General features: G+C 36.3%; 16 protein-coding genes and 2 pseudogenes. 1 reads left to right on the forward strand and 17 read right to left on the reverse strand.

Annotation, left to right across the window (positions count from 1 at the left end):
• Positions 1-162: 162 nt before the first annotated feature.
• The 3 genes from SB49_RS15600 to SB49_RS15610 form a co-directional block, all read right to left on the reverse strand.
• Positions 163-3369 (reverse strand): PAS domain-containing sensor histidine kinase, encoded by a 3207-nt coding sequence (locus SB49_RS15600; RefSeq protein ID WP_062058582.1) that lies wholly within the window; start codon positions 3367-3369, stop codon positions 163-165.
• A 12-nt stretch (positions 3370-3381) separates the two neighbouring features.
• Positions 3382-3828, reverse strand: coding sequence for a response regulator (locus tag SB49_RS15605; RefSeq protein ID WP_062058585.1), 447 nt, complete (start codon positions 3826-3828; stop codon positions 3382-3384).
• A gap of 228 nt (positions 3829-4056) precedes the next feature.
• Positions 4057-4464, reverse strand: coding sequence for a hypothetical protein (locus SB49_RS15610; protein ID WP_062058588.1), 408 nt, complete (start codon positions 4462-4464; stop codon positions 4057-4059).
• A 336-nt stretch (positions 4465-4800) separates the two neighbouring features.
• Here SB49_RS15610 and SB49_RS15615 point away from each other — a divergent pair, with 336 nt between their 5' ends.
• Positions 4801-6030 carry an APC family permease gene (locus SB49_RS15615; protein WP_145758410.1) on the forward strand — a complete coding sequence of 410 codons (1230 nt, stop codon included), beginning with the start codon at positions 4801-4803 and terminating at the stop codon, positions 6028-6030.
• Between the two features lie 219 nt (positions 6031-6249).
• Here the strand turns inward: SB49_RS15615 and SB49_RS15620 are convergent, their stop codons facing one another.
• From SB49_RS15620 to SB49_RS16225, 14 genes and pseudogenes are all read right to left on the reverse strand, one after another.
• Positions 6250-6864, reverse strand: coding sequence for an RluA family pseudouridine synthase (locus SB49_RS15620; RefSeq protein ID WP_335337880.1), 615 nt, complete (start codon positions 6862-6864; stop codon positions 6250-6252).
• Positions 6865-7177: 313 nt separating this feature from the next.
• Positions 7178-7816, reverse strand: coding sequence for a DUF998 domain-containing protein (locus SB49_RS15625; RefSeq protein ID WP_062058597.1), 639 nt, complete (start codon positions 7814-7816; stop codon positions 7178-7180).
• 155 nt (positions 7817-7971) lie between these two features.
• Positions 7972-8415 carry a hypothetical protein gene (locus SB49_RS15630; protein ID WP_062058600.1) on the reverse strand — a complete coding sequence of 148 codons (444 nt, stop codon included), beginning with the start codon at positions 8413-8415 and terminating at the stop codon, positions 7972-7974.
• A 147-nt stretch (positions 8416-8562) separates the two neighbouring features.
• Entirely contained in the window at positions 8563-9063 is a 501-nt protein-coding gene (locus SB49_RS15635; RefSeq protein ID WP_062058603.1) for a hypothetical protein, read from the reverse strand.
• A gap of 22 nt (positions 9064-9085) precedes the next feature.
• On the reverse strand, positions 9086-9988 hold the full coding sequence (locus tag SB49_RS15640) for a TolB family protein (protein WP_062058606.1): 903 nt from the start codon (positions 9986-9988) through the stop codon (positions 9086-9088).
• Between the two features lie 66 nt (positions 9989-10054).
• A complete protein-coding gene (locus SB49_RS15645) occupies positions 10055-10681 on the reverse strand; it encodes a hypothetical protein (protein ID WP_062058609.1) in 627 nt (208 codons plus the stop codon).
• 305 nt (positions 10682-10986) lie between these two features.
• Positions 10987-11328: pseudogene (locus tag SB49_RS15655) on the reverse strand (MepB family protein).
• 93 nt (positions 11329-11421) lie between these two features.
• Positions 11422-12240: a cupin domain-containing protein gene (locus tag SB49_RS15660; RefSeq protein WP_162254211.1), complete on the reverse strand. Its 819-nt coding sequence runs from the start codon at positions 12238-12240 to the stop codon at positions 11422-11424.
• Positions 12241-12335: 95 nt separating this feature from the next.
• Entirely contained in the window at positions 12336-13079 is a 744-nt protein-coding gene (locus SB49_RS15665; protein ID WP_235537788.1) for a LytTR family DNA-binding domain-containing protein, read from the reverse strand.
• A 329-nt stretch (positions 13080-13408) separates the two neighbouring features.
• Positions 13409-14737 carry a serine hydrolase domain-containing protein gene (locus SB49_RS15670; RefSeq protein WP_062058619.1) on the reverse strand — a complete coding sequence of 443 codons (1329 nt, stop codon included), beginning with the start codon at positions 14735-14737 and terminating at the stop codon, positions 13409-13411.
• A 171-nt stretch (positions 14738-14908) separates the two neighbouring features.
• Complete coding sequence (gene mddA / locus SB49_RS15675) at positions 14909-15643, reverse strand: methanethiol S-methyltransferase (RefSeq protein ID WP_062058620.1); 735 nt, start codon at positions 15641-15643, stop codon at positions 14909-14911.
• A gap of 11 nt (positions 15644-15654) precedes the next feature.
• A complete protein-coding gene (locus SB49_RS15680) occupies positions 15655-16233 on the reverse strand; it encodes an OsmC family protein (protein WP_062058622.1) in 579 nt (192 codons plus the stop codon).
• Between the two features lie 103 nt (positions 16234-16336).
• Positions 16337-17203: a helix-turn-helix domain-containing protein gene (locus SB49_RS15685; protein ID WP_062058625.1), complete on the reverse strand. Its 867-nt coding sequence runs from the start codon at positions 17201-17203 to the stop codon at positions 16337-16339.
• Between the two features lie 173 nt (positions 17204-17376).
• Positions 17377-18033 (reverse strand): annotated as a pseudogene (locus SB49_RS16225) (MBL fold metallo-hydrolase).
• Between the last annotated feature and the right edge of the window lie 24 nt (positions 18034-18057).

The following is an 18057-nucleotide window of genomic DNA, read 5'->3' on the forward strand; positions in this document are numbered from 1 at the left end:
CATACGGCTGTTTGGTGCAAATTCGTCAAAGGGATTGGTACTAAAACAATTCTAGTCTGATATAGGGCTCGTTGTAATTTACGAAATCTTTTAAAATACAATACTGCGCCAAAGTAGAATTGATATATCGCTAACCTACAATTGCCTATATTTTGCTATGGTTCATTTAGATGGTACATAAATGTCAAATATTGCCCCTTTGTTTAATTCCCCTTTTGCGAAAATAAATCCATTGTGATTTTCTACAATTTTTTTCACAATCGCTAGTCCAATACCTGTCCCCTGGAATTTCTCTTTTCCGTGCAATCGTGAGAATACATCAAAAATCTTTTTGCTGTATTCCTGATCAAATCCAATGCCGTTATCCGAAATATTGATGTGGCAATATTCCATGTTTTTGGATAGTTTTTCTATTTTGAATTCTTTTCCTTTCGCTATTTCACATGTAATTTTTATATGTGGTGCGTTGTCCCCCTTTGTAAACTTTATGGAGTTGCTGACAAGGTTGTAGATCAACTGCCTGAATTGAAACGGTATCACTTTAATCTCACACATTTCACCTGTTTCAACGGTACCATTTTTTTGCAGCAGTTCCTCTTTTAAATCTTCCTTTACCAGCTCAATAATATTATTTAGGTGAGCGATCTCAAAATTCCGTTCCTCGGTACTGGTGCGGGAATAGGCAAGTAAGTCCTGAATAAGATGCTGCATTCTATTGGCTGCCTTTTGCATACGTTGAAATTTATCCTTCCCGCTATCTGTTAGGTTCAGGTATTCCTTCTCTATTATTTGTGAGGCAAAAGTTTGAATTTTACGCAACGGCTCCTGTAAATCATGGCTGGAGATGTAGGCAAAAGCCTGAAGCTCCTTATTCATCTTTTCAAGATCCAGATTATTTTGGTTAAGCTCTTTTGTCCTTTCAAAGACCTGTTTTTCAAGCTCATTGGTAAACATTTTCTGGTCTTGTATATCTGTGGATGTGCCCACCCACATGGTAATATTGCCATTCTTGTCCTTTTGTGGAAGGGCCCTGCTCAATTGCCATCTGTATTCCCCATTATGTTTGCGAAATCGATGCTCCAGTAAAAAATCCTCTCCAGTTTGGATGCAGCGCCTCCATTCTTTGATGTTCTTGTCGCGGTCATCGGGATGCACAATTTGGAGCCATCCATAATGATTCAGTTGTTCCAAGGTCAAACCCGAATATTCAAAAACCCATTTGTTGAAATAATTTAGTTTACCACTAGGATCGGATGTCCAAACATGCTGCGCCATCGAATCCGCCAGCAGCCGAAATTTTTGCTCCCGTTCCAACAATAGGTTTTGAAAGTTCTTTTCTTCGGTAATATCACGCATGGTTCCAATGACCCTTTCTGGTTCATTCCTGCTATTATAAAATACCTTTCCTTTAGATTCTATCCAATGAATGGTATTGTCCTTCCATAGTATTCTACCTTCGTATTGAAGAACACCGGTACGAAAAGATTCTTCAATGGCCTTTTCCCGTAAGATCCTGTCATCGGGGTGGAAGTAGGAGGAGGGCTCTAAATTTTCTACATTTTTTTGATCTAAAATTCCAAAAATTTCTTTGCAACGTTTAGACGTTATATTTGTTTTGGTCTTTAAGTTATATTCCCAAATACCTAGTTCACTGGCATTGATAACGATGTTAAGTCGTTCTTCGTTCTCTTCAATTTTACGGAACGCGCTGATAACATCCTGTTCAGCTTTTTTACGCTCTGTAATATCCCTGGCAATAGCGAATAGTAATGGTTTTCCTTCCTGTTGGATACTTCCAATACTTATCTCTACGGGGTAAACAAGGCCTTCTTTGTTTTTATGAAGGGTTTCAAAAGAAGGGATATTTTGCTTTCGCGAAAGCTGGAACATCTCTCGGTATTTTTCCTTATTGTAAATGGGGTCTACATCCGGTACCCTCAAATACTTTATTTCCTGCTCTGTATATCCCCATTTCTCCAATGCCATGTCGTTTAGATAAACAAAACGTCCCTCTTCATCCATCAGGATGAAAGGATCCCCCGCCGTATCTGCCATAAACTTAAAAAGTTTGATCTCTGTTAAGGCAGCTTCTACCTTTTGTTTGGCTTCGAGCAGTTCGGTTACTTCAGCAGCCGTATTCATTACCCCGTACACATGTCCGGAGGTATCAGATAATGGTGTAAAACTGTAGTTAAAATAGTGGGCCTTTAATATTCCATTTTTACGGATATCCACTTTTTGGTTTTTGGCGTGGAAAGGAATTCCTGTAGAGAGCACTTCTTTTACTTGCTCAAAAATTTGCTGACTTTCCAGCTCTGGTAGAATATCGGTGTATAACTTTCCTATGACATTATTTCCTTTGCCCCATACCTCCATTATGGATTGGTTGGCTAGTGTAATTCGCATTTCCTCCCCAGTATAAACAGCAATTGGGAACGGAGCATTTTCGACCAAAGTGCGTATGCTTTGTTCGCTTTCTTCAATTTTTTGCCGTGCAATCACCTGCTCTGTAACATCCTCTAACGTTCCGTTAAGGCGGTAGGCAATTTTATTTTCGTTGAACCATGCCCTGCCTTTAGCATGGACAATAATTTCTTTTTTAGAGAAAGGATTAATAATTGTGTATTCCACATCATACTTTCCACCAGAAGAATAGTCCAATGCCTTTTGAATTGCGTTCGTTAATTTTGTACGGTCTACCTCTGTTACGACTTCAAGGGCGTCGGAAAGTTCAATTTGATCATTAGGCGATAATCCAAACCATTTTTTTAACCTGTCGTTTGCAGAGAATTTTTTGGTAAGCGGATTATAATCAAAGGTTCCTAGTTGTGCCGCTTCAATGGCAAAGTGGAACTCGTTTTCACTTTGCTTTAATTCAATTTCAGCTTTCTTTTTATTGGTTGTTTCAATTACCGTAACCAATACGCCCCCCACTTCGCCATTTCTCATTCTTATAGGGCTATAGGCAAAATCGAAATAACAGGTCTCTAAAAACCCGTTTCTGTTAAGGTGCAACATAAAATCCGTAAAACCAACAGGTACACCATTCATCACTCCATCAAACATGGATTCAATAATATGCCATATTTCTGAAAAAGTCTCCTTTGGGCTACTTCCCAACGCTTGTGGATGTTTTGTAGTTCCTAAAATTGGGCGATAGCCATCATTATATATTTGTGTATATTCCTTGCCCCATGCGATGTACATGCCAAAAGGATTATCCAGCATCACGGAAACCATGGTGCGTAAACTTTCAGGCCAGTTTTCTGGGTCGCCCAATGGGGTTTTCCCCCAGTCTTTATTTCGAATGAGTTCCCCCATTTCTCCACCACCTTTCAGGAAGTAATGTTCTTCGTTTTTACTTTTCATTGAATAACTTATTTAAGGAAGAAGTATAAATTCTTCCCTACTGAGGTGTTTGGAATTAGTATTGTTGGTTAGGGTTATAGCCTCAAAAATCACCTTTTTTAAGGCAGAAAAATCCCCAGGCTTTCGGATATAAAAGGTGGCCCCTTTTTCATAAAGTGAATCCACTACGTCTAAATCAAGTGAGGTTGAGAATATGATTATTGGGAGCTGTTTCAATTCTTCCGTTACTTTTATTTCAGTCAAACATTCTAAGCCCGATTTTCTTGGCATGTTCAAATCAAGAAAAAGAGCGTCAGGTAGATCTCCTGAAATTGAAGATAAAAAATCCATTAGTTGCACTCCATCATTAACGATGGAAAGAGATGCGTCCACTGGCAGTTCTTCTAACGCTTCCTTAAAAAAAAGACAATCATCTGAATCGTCATCAGCAAGTAAGAGATTATATTTTATAACGTCCATTGTGAAGGGTTCAAATATTAAATATGATCTAAAATTAATTTTAATTACTAATTCTAAAGCGCAAAATATTCACGTTGAATCAGTATCGTTAGTATTCGAATTACGCACTTACATTGAAATTGAATTGGGGCCATTGCACCGGAAATGTTCAGCTTGCACTAAGATAGTAAATTGAAAGGATTTCTATTTGGTAAATGTTAAAGCCTGAATCCACAAATTAGCTGTTTATCAAGGCTTTATCTGATTCCGCGATATTTTTTTATTTGTTGTGAAAGCATAAATAATGTATCCGCCAAATACCATACTAAGAATCCCTGCCAACGGAGCATAGGGTTTCACCTCAGGAATAATGGTGGAGATAAAGTGTTGAAAGCCACCTGGACCTATAAACATTAAGACAATGGCAGCTACAATGAACAGGTAACCGATAAGTTTAATTGCCGCAGGATATTTTGACTGCCTGGCAGCTACTATAAATAAAAGACCAATAACCAACCTAATGCCTATTGCAGTGATATAGAGGGAGGTGTTCTCCATATTATCTTTTATCCAACCGATAAGGAGCTCTGGATAAAAAAGCAGCGATATCCCCGCCACCAACAGAAATATTCCAAATAGTTTGATGATTAATTTCATGAATGGAGTTGTTTTGAATTGGTTCTTTTTTTATAATGACTACCAACTATCCTTTACAGCAATTGGTACACGATTGGATTTACCTATCAGAAGCAAGATACTTCATAAATATAAGAACAATTAAGGCCGGTCTCTCAACTGCTATTATGCTGTATGCTGTAGCTTAGCTTCAGTTTTAGAATAATCCAATTATCAATTGAGATAGGCTTGCCAATTCTAGGGTACAGGATCATTAAACAAATTGCTACCGAAATCCACATATACCATGGAGAAAAAAAGGACTCTTTTATATTTCTCATAAAACAATCCCTTAACTTAGGGAGAAATCCTCAAGGTATGGATGGTGGACAGGAAGGCGTAGGGCTAAAGAAACAACTCGGTACAGTTCAAATTCTATTGTATGGAATTGGAACTATGTTGGGTGCGGGTATTTATGTGCTGGTAGGCAAAGTGGCAGGATATGCCGGATCACTGGCTCCCCTTTCGTTCCTTATTGCCGGGGTTTTAGCAGGATTGACCGCTTACTCTTATTCCCTTCTTTCACCGCGATTTCCGAAAAGTGGTGGGGAAATTGTCTATGTAAACAAAGCCTTTAACTCAAAAAGATTGGCCACCTTGGTGGGCTGGGGAGTTATTTTTACTGGGTTCATTTCAGCTGCCGCCATTATCAAAGGATTTGTTGGATACTTGGACGTGTTCATAGAAATCCCAGATGCTTTGGTCATCAGCGTTAGCATGACCCTCCTTTGTATGCTTGCCATATGGGGTATTGGTGAATCCTTGAATGTAATAGGGTTCATAACACTGATTGAGGTTGGCGGACTCCTTTTTGTCATCTTTGTGGCAGACATTGATGTAGAGAAATTCACTTCCCATTTTTCTGAAATGTTCATAAGTGCGCCAGGCTATGACGTATTAGCAGTGTTTCAAGGCGCATTCTTGGCTTTCTATGCTTTTGTTGGGTTCGAAGACCTGGCAAATGTAGCTGAGGAGGCCAAAGACCCAAAGAAGAGCATGCCTGTGGCCATTATGGGCAGTTTGTTTATCGCGTTATCCCTTTATGTAGCCGTAGCCGTTGTAGCCGTGATATCCTTACCGCTGAATGAGCTTTCATCCACAGATGCCCCAATGGCGGATATAGTAGCTAACAAAGGGCAGCATTACGCCTATTTTATAAGTATTATTAGTTTGGTTGCGGTATTAAATGGAGTATTGGCACAGGTGATTATGGGATCAAGGGTCCTCTACGGATTGGCCGGTCAGAACAGCGCCCCCAAATTGTTTCACAGGACACATAAAAGGTTTCGGACTCCTGTGCTGGCCACCATCGTCATTGCCATCGGAATTATGGTCTTGGCCATTTTCATTCCAATTGTTCAACTTGCCAATCTGACCAGTTACGTTATTATTAGTGTTTTTGTACTCGTCAATCTCTCACAGGTGAAGTTGGCATTTATGGATTTTGGCAAGAAGAAATGTTGGAAGAACCGGAAGTTTGTCCTACCCTTTATCGCAGCCCTGCTATGCATTGTATTTCTTGCGTATAAGATAGTGGCCGTAGTGTAGTGTAGAACAATTAAAAAGTTGGCCCAATACCAAAGAGTAGTTTCAATCCTAGGATGTTTTGAATAACTGCATGTAAACATCCTTCATTAATTGTTGTAGTTGGTGCTGCATGGTATCAGTAGGGAGGTATAGGATAGTCTACGTTTACATGAAACTTTGAAACGTAATAGATGTATCAAACAAAGGACTTTATCTATTTTAAGAAAAAGTTTCTGCTGTTTAAGATTTAAATAGTTTCTTAAACCTTTGTGGAAATTCATCTTTTACATGGACCAGTTTATTTGTAAATGGATGTATGAAGTTTAATGAATAGGCATGTAAATATAAGCCCTTGCCATTTAAAATTAGATGTTCAATCCCATAAACTGTATCTCCCAATATCGGATTATCGATACTGGACAGATGTTTGCGCAATTGGTGCCTTCTGCCCGTTAGAGGTTCCAATTTGACCAGGTTGAGTTTACCGAATCTTTTTGAAAGAACAGATTTGAATACTTTATAGTTCGATTGTGATTTCTTGGTGTCAATTTCTGAAGTGATTTCTCCTCCATCTTTCATTTCGCCAATAGTAACCGCATAATATGTTTTATCAACCTTTTTATCTTCAAACATCCTGTTTAAAGCACGAATACAACTACTCGTTTTTCCAACCAATAAAACACCTGTGGTTGCATAATCCAATCTATGGACAGGCTGAGGTTTTGTTGCATCCGAAAGGTTGCTTTGTTGCAGGTTCTGCACCAAGGCATTGGCAATGGTTTTATAGCTATTGCCGCTGACCAAGATTCCCGCAGGCTTGTGAATCACTGCTAAATGATCATCTTCAAATAACACTTTTAACGGAAACAACAGTCTTTTATTCGACCTGACTTCTTTTGGAGTGGATATGCATATGCGCTCACCTCCATTTATTAGTGTAGCCGATGAAGCAATTACATCATTAACCGTAATGAGCTTTTTCTTAAGTGCTTTTTTAAGTGCTGATTTGGTGAGTGCAGCAATGAAAATACCTACCCCGTATTCCTGAAGTCGAATGGGGGAAGAAATAATGGGTACAATATGTATTTCCGTTGAATTTTGAATGCTTTTTATTTTTAATGACGTTTAATCATGCGAACGTGCCCTGCCGATAGTCGGCTATCTTTTTTTATAGATTCTTGCTTTGCGGTTTTTTGTTTTTTATGCTAAAAGCACAAGTTAGTATCCAAATAACAAATACGGACTCTATAATTCGCTGATAGATCCCATTATATTCAGGATCTGGGTTAGAGAACAATACATAAACAACCAGCAAGCTTGTGATACCATAGATGATCGCTTGGTTTGATAATCTATGGTAAAATGCTGATTTTTTTAGACCGAGGCCTATAAGAATAATACTCAAAGGAACGAATATATAGGTTAAGAACCCTGTTATATTATGTATAATTTGAGAAATGCTTGGATCTATAAACTCTTTGTTACAACCACTATCACAGGGGAAGAAACCAACAATTACAGTAGCTAAACCGTAAAAGATTCCTAGGCCATAAAATCCAATTTTGGTTAGCTTGGATGCCGGAAACATTTTATTTCCGACAAAAGCAAATATGGTCAATAGAATGCCACTTGGGATAATTCCATATATTCTTAAAATAGTTCCGTATTCAGTGTCAATAGCATAGGTTTCACTTATATATTGGCTTGTGGCACTATAATTTTCAATTAGTAATCCTCCAATGATTGCAGAAGCAACAAATAAACTTACTCCAAGGACCCCGATAAAAAATGTAATTTTATGGCTCATTAAATTCGTATTTTGCGGTAGGTTTTTCCATTTTCAGGCAACCTCTTGTATAGTTTTGCCCGCAGTTTTTACTTTAATTCTTGCAATTCTTGTTTTGAATGTAATTACCTACAAAGGTTAAATGTATGTGCCCTCTTCATGGTAGCAATACCTTGTCAACGACAGTTGTTTTTTATCCTTTCCAGTGCTTTTGGAAAAGTGTTTTTCATAAAGTGGAGATGCTCATCCAGGACATCTATATCCACGGTAAGGATATTATAGCCTGTTCCTTCGGTAAGTGTATACAATTCCGTGGTGCCCGACCATTTTTTTGTCTCATCATCTATGGGTTGTTCCTTTCCTTTTACCACATTTCCCTGATGCTCAAACATCATGATTTTATTAGGTATGTGTTTTTTGATGATGCTGTAGATACCATTCTGATCAGGGGAAAGGAATAATACCTTGCTGCCTTCTTTCCAATCATCAGTTATGGCATAGGACCCATCTAAGAATACGCCGGCCCAATCCCGATAGGACCTCTCGTTCCATAGTGCTTGCCAGATCTCAGTTTTCCCTGCCTTAATATCAATTGAAAATTGTAACCTGTTTATTTTCATAGTGTACGATATGATTAAGTTTTAATTATCATAATGTGAAGAATATGGCTTAGGCACATGGGCAGGGATTAGAAATAATTGCAAGAAAATAGCCTCTTGTAGTGCACCTCGGCAAGAGCAATGAATAAATTGTTTTTGCTTTAAAAATCACCTAGTAAAGTTATATTCATTTCTCATTAGCCATTCCTCCCCAGTATCAAATTTCACCTCTTTTCTGATAATAAAACGTTTTGGTCCCATGATATAAATTGCTCTTATCAGCGCTTTTTGATTGTTGTCTTTACCGTAATATTCAGTCGTGATTTCGATCTCATTATCTGTCAATGTTTTTCTTGAAATCACCTTAGCTTTATTTACTTGCAGACCATCTTTGGAGATTTTAATTTTATCCTTGCTATTTGCATTGGGTTCATTTGGATATCTAAAAAGTAGTTGCGCATGATATTTATTATTTCCTAAGCCAACCGTTACATCAGCAGGCATAGTATACGGCTTATTTGTAGTGTAATCTACATAAGTAAGACTTCCGTGCCATTCTCCTACTATTAAACTTAGATCATTAGGGGATATCTTATTTTGAGCAATATTTACTTGGGCAAAAAAAAACGTGAGGACAACAAAAATTTTGGTCAAGAATAATTTCATCATTTTTAATTTTTAAAACTGGTTATTATTTCCAAACTGGACCCTCATTTCTTCCGGTCGTATTGGTCAATTGTGTCTTTTGTTTCGTTTCGAGGTTGATTTTCCAAATATTATAAACTCCTTTTGTACCTGCGGTATAGACCAACCACTTTCCATTTGGTGACCAATCAGGAGAGTAACATTCAATCGTATCATTCGTCAAATTATATAAATTGCTTCCATCTGAATTCATAATAAATAAATCCCATTGATTGTTCTTTGCCCCGTAAAAGGCTATTTTTTTACCATCCGGAGAAAATTTGGCACCTGAATCATAACCCTCCTTATTCGTTAGTCTTTGTACGTTGCTTCCGTCCGAATGCATAATATGTATTTCCCCATTGGCAGCGTGTGAATCGTCTGTGGAATCTCTTAACTGTCTTGTGAAAATAATTTTCTGCCCATTGGGAGACCAAGCTGGACTTTCTTCGTAGAATTTGTTTTGAGTAAGACGTTTTATGTTGGAACCATCCTTGTTCATCATATAGACATTTCTACTCAACGAATCTCTTTCACTCATAAACAATACCAAATCGTTATTAGGGGAGGGAGCAGGAAGCACATCAGCAGCGGGATGATCTGTTAAACGATTTAATTTTTTTCCGTTGGTATCTACACTGTAGATTTCTGCATTACCATCTCTTTTGGAATAGAAATATAGAAGTGAACCATCGGAAGACCAAGACGGACTGAAATCAAGAGAATCATTGTTTGTCAAATTTTGAAGGTTCCCTCCATCAATATCCATCAAATAGATTTCAGCATTTCCATCTCTATTGGTCACAAAGGAAATCCTCTCTTTTGCTGAAGAGTCCGAGTCATTATGTTGTTTTGAATCTTTACAAGAAACAACCAACAACAAGATTAGTGCTATTAAAAATTTATTCATGTTACGCTTTGTTCGATGCCTTTACTTGATTGATTATTTTACGGTTTGACATTGGAAATTGGCAACTTATTTTATTTTTCTCTCATATGGCCGACCCAATGCTTCTGTTAATAATATCCACTGAATTATGGTTGCTGCCACAGCAATTTTTACAAGCCAATTAAACCCACTGCCTAACTTAAAAAAGAGCAGAGCAACTGGAAATAGTAATAGCGCAATAATCAGAGGTTTCCAGTTAATCTTTGACCAATCGTATAATGGAATTAAATGGGATTCTTTTTGTTCTTGTACCACTAATGCAATGGTCAATAATAAAAATAAAATAAATGGAAATAGAAGCCAGGTAAATGAAATTTGTACTCCCCAGGTATCGAACGAAACTGGGCTGTTGGCCTGCAAGCTGCCATAAGCAATAAGTCCTGTAAGCATTATGTTCCAGCCAAGTATAAGTATGTGATAGAGGATCCTGAGTTTGCCGCGTCCTTCGAGATAAAAGACAAATAGAGCAATTATTGCGATGAGGGGTGGGAGCCAATAGTCTCCCATAAATCCTTCTCCGCCAAAATTGAAGATACCCCAAGTTGATATTTCAGGCTTTAGCAATATTCTCATGGTAGTAGTCCAAAAAAAAGTGGTGGTCAATACATTCCAAATTAGAACTGGTGCCCGGAGTGGAGTTTTAATTATTCTCATAGTATTTCCTTTTAATAGACGCACAATGGTTGAGCTAAAATCAATACGGTTCAATTAACTATCTGGGCAGTCAAGTTTTTGGTATTCTCATATTTTTTAGTGTTATCTTTTTTGTATAAATCCAAAGAGCTGCGATTCTGTGTCCTTATAAAGATACCCAAAACATTTAATAGGCTCCAAGCCGAGGTTTTAGTATGGGGTTGTGTATAGCGTTTTCCATCCTTTACATAGGTATTACATAAGCTCAACACCGTATTTAGGTCCGTTGAATCGTTTAGTGGGTAGAAATATTCCTAGAGCCATTTTTAAGTGCGTTCTTCCTGTTTGCTTTTTACAATATCCCAACTTGGATAAACACGGAAGGCTCCTTTACCTTCTTTCATGGCAGTTGAGATTATACCTTTCTTAGGAAGTATGGTTTTGGGAAAAACAAACTATCCAAATTCCTATTTGGCGGGAACATTTACCACATAAAAATCAATGTTATTGGACTCCTCTAACGGCTCGATGGGAACATCTCCAATTCGTTTCCAGAACGTCACAAACTGACCGGCCTTTTTGGGAGTGGTTTTTACTGTTCTCCAAAAAATAATCCGTTTTCCTAGATGATATCGGCAAGCACTATACTCCCTGCTTTCAGTTTCCATTTTAAAGTCGGAAATATCAAGCGCACATTTTATAGACTTCCGCTTCAATAAGGGTTAGATTACTGTACATATGATTTATGTCTTTTTATTTTTTTATGCGCCCTCTCCAAACATAATCAAGATAGCCTCTGTGGCTTTATCTGTTTCATTCCACCATTTATGTGCAACGCCGGCAGGAATAAATATGGTATTCCCTTCGGATAAAGAAACAAGTTGTCCGTCCACTTCACCTTCTGTTGTCCCTTTTATTGCAACAATTAGCATTGGAAACGGTGCAGCTTGCTCCCGTGCATCGTCTCTCACGCGTTCTTCAGGTAATACTCTATACCATGCAGTACGTAATCCGGTTTGGTAATAAAACACAGTGAAATTAGAACCATGTGCTCTTCTCGTCTTTCCTTCTCCAAAAGGAATAATTTCAGGGAATCCACGTGTCCAAAAATGAAAGGAAAACGGATTGATTTTCGCATATTCTTCCATGCTAGGCTCATATCCTTCCATTTGCTTAATACTCATAGGTGTGTAGTCTCCAGCAAATGCCTTACCCTGTGCCGTCAAAGCATTTATTATTCCTTCGTGAATTGCTTTTAAGGTTTCATATTCAATAACATATATAAATGTTGGTGTTTTTGGCAATCCTGCCTCTAACAGCACCTCCCATCCCTTTTCAGTTTTGTTTCCTGTTACAGTCACCGTCCATGAGCCCTGGTCGGGTATCTCAATGCCAAAAAGCATGGCATCAGCTGCGAATCGATCATTTTGATAATCGGATACATAAGATTGAATAATTTCTTCCGCATCGCCAAGACCCTCCTTTTCCTTTAACGTTGTAGAATTGGTTAATTGAGCATTGATACCATTGAAAATAAAAATGCCGATCACTATTAGCAATATTGTTTTTATGGATTTCATTTGATTTAATATTTTAAGTTCTTGTCTTAACAAATGAAATAAAAACATGCCGTAAAATTAAGGATCTACCTTGTTTTGTGGGGAATGTGTATGTTTTAGGGGCGTACTTGCAACAGACTCACAATAAGATCGGCGTATTGTTTGGAGACTGGAATTTCATCATCATAATTGATTAGCTGAATTTTTACATTACGACTTGTATTTTTTTTAATTTCAAAGAATTTTATGTTGATAAGGTGCCTGCGATGACATCTATAGATTGGAGTTAGGGAAGTAACAATTTGCGATTCGATATTCTTTAAACTTGATCTGAAAACTATCTTTTCCCGCTTGCCATCAGCATTCAAATGAATGTCCACATAGTTGTCATCACTAACAATGTACATGACATTATTAAGATTTAATCGTATGGACTTGGAATTTGGAGCTTTAATTTTATAGTTTTCATTTGATGAAATCAATGAAAATCGTTGTCTATTTAAGTAGCTTATTACACCAAGAGTAAAAAACGACACGGTAATTCCAATGATTAAAATTCTCCCAAGGACTGAAAAGTACTCCATCCATGTGAAATCCCGAAAGCCTCCTAGATAGCTCTTGTACGTAAACATAACAGCTCCTACAAACAGTATAACCCATGCATACCATAATATAGCTTTGCCAAAATTCCAATTCTCAAATAACTTAGGTATGACTTTAGGCACAAGAAATTCAATTAATAGTATGGAAAGAAAAAATATGATTCCCAAGCTAAAAATGATGAGATCAACGTACCATTCCCCTGTTTGGTTCTCAATTTCGAATGGTTCAAAAATTAAGATAAAAATGCTACAACTCAATCCGATTATTAATAACCATAGCATATTTTTTCTTGAACTCTTTGGTCTTGGAAATGGTGTAGATAAGAGATTTAATAATTTCATATCAGTTAATATATTAGTAGTCCGCTAAATTCATATCTGGAATTATTTTCTCCTCATGTGCTTATTGAAAATTTCATTAGTACACCCAATATGTTCGTATTTTAAGAATTAGGTGTTTAAGCATCTAATTTAGCAATTAATTAATCACTGGATAGAACATGATAGCTATCGGGAGCGAGATCCGAAGCGCCGGGATTGGTGAGTTAAACGAGACAAGTAATTGCTCATTGCCATTACTGTGTCTGCTAATTTATTTTTTTTGCAGGATATGCATTTTCCCCCATTATCCACTCTAAGGTGTTGAATGATTCTTTGTTCGGATTTTTAAATTCAAGTATAACCCAACTTTGAATATAGAAAAACTTATTCTTATCTATAGGAACCAAAATATCATATGTTTTACGTCCTGGCGCCAAATAGCCCAAATTACCGTCTATTACTTTTACTGTGCCTACGGGACCAAATCCAAAATCATACGTTCCTTCATATTTAATGAGTTCATTTGATGCAATATCAATTTTACGGGCCAAATAATTTACCGGTATTTTGTATTCTTTATCTGAATATATCTGATAGATATCTTGAGCTATGGGTAAGGCAATATTTGAGTAATGATTTCCGAGAATTATGATTGTCAAATCTTCTTCTATCCTATGTGTAATTTGATGGCAAAATCCCTGAACTCGACCATTGGCAGTAAAAACTTTTGCCCCGTCCGTGCTTCCAAAATTTGGTAATTCCGCTAAAGTAGAGGTAAGTAGCTGTCCTTTGATAAGGCTTTGAACAAATTTATGTAAATCATCTGCTGTTGAATACAGGGATCCTCCACCAATTTTTATGCTCATATCTACATACTCGGCATTGATGAGTTTTCCATATTCATCAAACATATATCCCCGTGCACGATTCTTCAATATTTTAGCATTGCTGTCGACACCTGTGTTGCGTAAGCCGATCTTGTTGTAGATATGTACCTCTAAAAATTCTTCGTAAGAAAGGCCACTGACTTTTTCGATTATAGCTGCAAGTAACACATAACCAGAATTACTATAACTATAGCGTTGGCCAGGTTCAAAATCAAGAGGCTTATGCTTGAATAGTTCAATAATTTCCTCTAAATCATATGCAAATTTATTCAGTTCATTATAATTTGGAAAACTGTTCAAGTGTGGTATCCCAGAGCGATGGGTTAAGAGTTGTCTAATGCTAATTTCATTTCCTCTAGGGTAGTCAAGAAAGTATTGGGATAGGGTATCATCGAGTGAAATTTCACCATTCTCTACTAGATGAAGAACGGCAACTTCTGTGAAAACCTTGGATATTGAGGCAATTCTAAATTTGGTTTCCAAGGAGTTCTTAATCTCCCATTCTTTGTCTGCATATCCATAGCCTTTCTGAAAAATTGGATTGCCATTTTGGTAAATATGGATAGAACCACTCCAGGCATTCATTTCAAGGTAGGGCTTAATATAACCATCAATTTTGGTTTCTAGTGCTTTCAACTCTTGCCCGAACGAACTATGATGAAAAAATCCAATAAGAAGTATGACTATTGATTGCTTGAGTAATTTCATTAGTTTTATTAACGTGTTCATGAATCAACCGTTTCAATATCTTTATAAGTTACTTCTAAATTTTTAAAACACAAGGTATCGTCATTCTTTTCAGGAATTATATCGGTATTTTAAGGTGTTTAAATCAATATATTAATATGAACTAGCAAAAGTTCATACTCGCTGTGATTGCTATTTTATTTTTGTAAACGGAATTATCATGGGGACCTTTTTCTGATAGGCTTCATATTTCTCTCCAATAGAATTTCTAAGATCTTTTTCTTCCAAATACTTTACAGCTATAAAAATATATAGCGTAGTTATTACCGTAAATAGTAGATGGCCTACTGTCATTACTGGCGTGAACCAAAAAGCAATGAGAAACCCTAACATAATTGGATGTCTGACCAATTTATATAAATAGTTGGTTTGGAATTTTGGATTTTGCGTTTGTTTATTTTTTAGATTATCATAAATCTGTTCCAGTCCAAAAAGTTCAAAATGATTAATCATAAATGTCGATAAAAGTACAATCACCCAACCAAGAAAGAATATTCCTTTTAAAATAAGACCAACAATTTCATTTTCTGCTTCCCATACTATGGTCGTAATTGGTTGCCATTGCCAGTATATTAAAAGTAGCGCCAAACTTGACAAAAGTATATAGGTACTTCGTTCCATTGCGGGGCTAATAATAGTGGTAAACCACTTTTTAAATGCTGGCCTCGCCATTATGCTATGTTGTAATGCAAAAACACTGAGTAAAATAACATTCATGAAAATGGATGAAAACAAGGAGGTTTCTGTGCCTGAATCAATTGATTTTGGCACCATGATGTTACCTACAAATCCAATGGCATAAAGGAAGGCAACAAGAAAAATGAGGTATGCTAACGCTCCGTAAATTAAGATGACTACTTTTTTCATAATTTAAATTTTTAGGTTTTTATTTTAGTGTTTACCTTTAAAGTGATTGGAATACCTTTTCTAATGGTTTTATACACAATACAACTTTGTTTTGCCCCTTTTATAAGTGTGTCCAAGAGTTTTTCACTTGTGTTCATCGCGATAATCAATGCATCAATATGCATAGATTGAAACTCAACTGGAACAGTTTTATCTATCATTAATGTTCCTCTAACATCTATATGAGCAATTGCTTTTATATTTGTTTCTAGAAGTGTAATTCCCAACTTATTGGAAATTAATCTAACGGTACTTTCAAAACAAGAAGCTAAAGAAGCACATAGTAGATCACCTGGGTTTGGAAAATCGTGATCACCCCCAACAGCCTTATGAACTCCTATTTTGAAAGGAACTTTCATTTTGTCATTTATGGAAACCGTAGTTCTAAAGGGATCTTGCAGATTTGTTCCAATAACTTCCGCAGCATCTGTAATCCAGGCAGATTTGGGATTATTTTGATACTTTTCGTAAAGCAATAAATGTCTGTGATGTACTACAGAACTATTTCTTATGGCTTTTAAATTCCTGGATGAGAATTCCTGACTTTGCATACTATTAATTTTTTCAATTAATTAATACAAAGGACTGACTTAAAGATTTAAGCGGGATTTCTTAAAAGCCCAAATAATGTTCTTAAAAGTTCAAAAAATATTTTTACACTTCCTTTTTAAGGGCTTTAAATTTATTGGGAGTTATATTTTCCTTCTTTTTAAATGCTTGAATGAAATGCGAATTGTTTTTAAAACCACATTCATAACCAATCTCACTTACGGTTAGCGCTGTACCCCGTAAGAGCATTTTGGAATGCTCTAATCTTTTATTGATTAGCCACCTGCTTGGAGTAGCGTTAAAAAATAGTTTAAAGTCACGTTTAAAGGAGGATAAACTTTTGCCGCAAAGTGTAGCATAATCTGCTATTTTTAAATCATATTGAAAATTCTCTGTCATAATATTTTCAATATTCGTTTTAGCGTTTTGGTCTATTGAATTGAAGAAATACAGCAGCTTCTTGTTGTATGGATTAAGTGCTATATTGAAAAGTAATTCTTTAAATTTGATCTCTACCAGTTCCTTCGGAATTTTTTCTCCTTGCTTTAAATAATGGAATATGCTTTCTATTAAGGTTTTAAAAATATCATTGGTAGTAATGTCGAAAATTTGGTTATGTTCCTTCTTGTGATTTAATTCTCTTTTAAAAGATGGATTTTCTTCAATAAATCTCTTTATGAATTTATCATTGATAAAGAACAGCATAACACAATAATCACTTTCTAAATATTGCCTTGTCGTATAAACTCCTTTTCTAACAAACAACGTGTCTCCTGCAACAAGCTTATATGTTTTTCTTGAGGTAATCCAATCTTTCTTACCACTAATAACATAAGTTATTAAATGATTCTCTATCCATAATTGATATTCTTCTATATTGAGAGGACATCTATATTCTACAAATAAGAAATCATTTCCGACAAGTTTGTTGAATTTTGGGTGATTTTTAAAATATTCGTAAGCATTGATCACTATGTTATTTTTAGTTATGGAATGTGCCTAACGTTACGACTAAGATTGCGTCGTTGAAATCTGAAATTAATCAAATTGAGGATAGCCCCGTGTCGTATTAAAAGTACGAAAACTTTTGAATTGTAGTATATATACTAAACAATGGTCATGAGGCATTGTTACCTGGTTTGTCCTTATATTTTGATTATCTCACCAATTGTGGGAATGATGCACTTTATATTTCTTCCTTTATCGTTCAATTTTTTTTCAAATTCCAAAAAATCTTGTCCAAGATTATGAATAGGGATAACAATTTTTGGATCAATAGACAAGGTTGTTTTTACTGCCTCGTCTATGTTCATTGTGAATTTACCGCCAATAGGGACAAATGCTACGTCAATGTTTATCAATGACTCCATTTCTCTTAAAAAGTCTGTGTCGCCCAAGTGATAAAAGGATAATCCGTTAATTGTCAAAATATAGCCAACCCCTTTTCCTTTTTTGTGTTGTTTTCTTGTAGATGTTCATGGTTCGGTATTATAGGCATTCAAAACGGTCAACGAGATACCGTCATCAATATTGATTATATCATTTGGCTTTATAAGATTAAAATTATCCCCCAGCTCTTTCAAACAGCTTTTTGGGGCATAAATTTTAGTATCCTGTTTTATCAGTCGGTCTATCGTTACTTTCTTGCAATGGTCTTTGTGATGGTGGGTTACAAATATGAAATCTGCTTTTTCGAGCCCGTTTGGAATTCCGTCTATTGGGGCCGGCCATTTTGAGAACTCTGTTTTGTCCGAATAATTTGAAAAATAAGTTTTGATATAGCCAGGGTCAAAATAGACCACTTTTTTGTCAATCCGCAATCGAAT

The organism is Sediminicola sp. YIK13, from assembly GCF_001430825.1.
Lineage (GTDB): Bacteria > Bacteroidota > Bacteroidia > Flavobacteriales > Flavobacteriaceae > Sediminicola.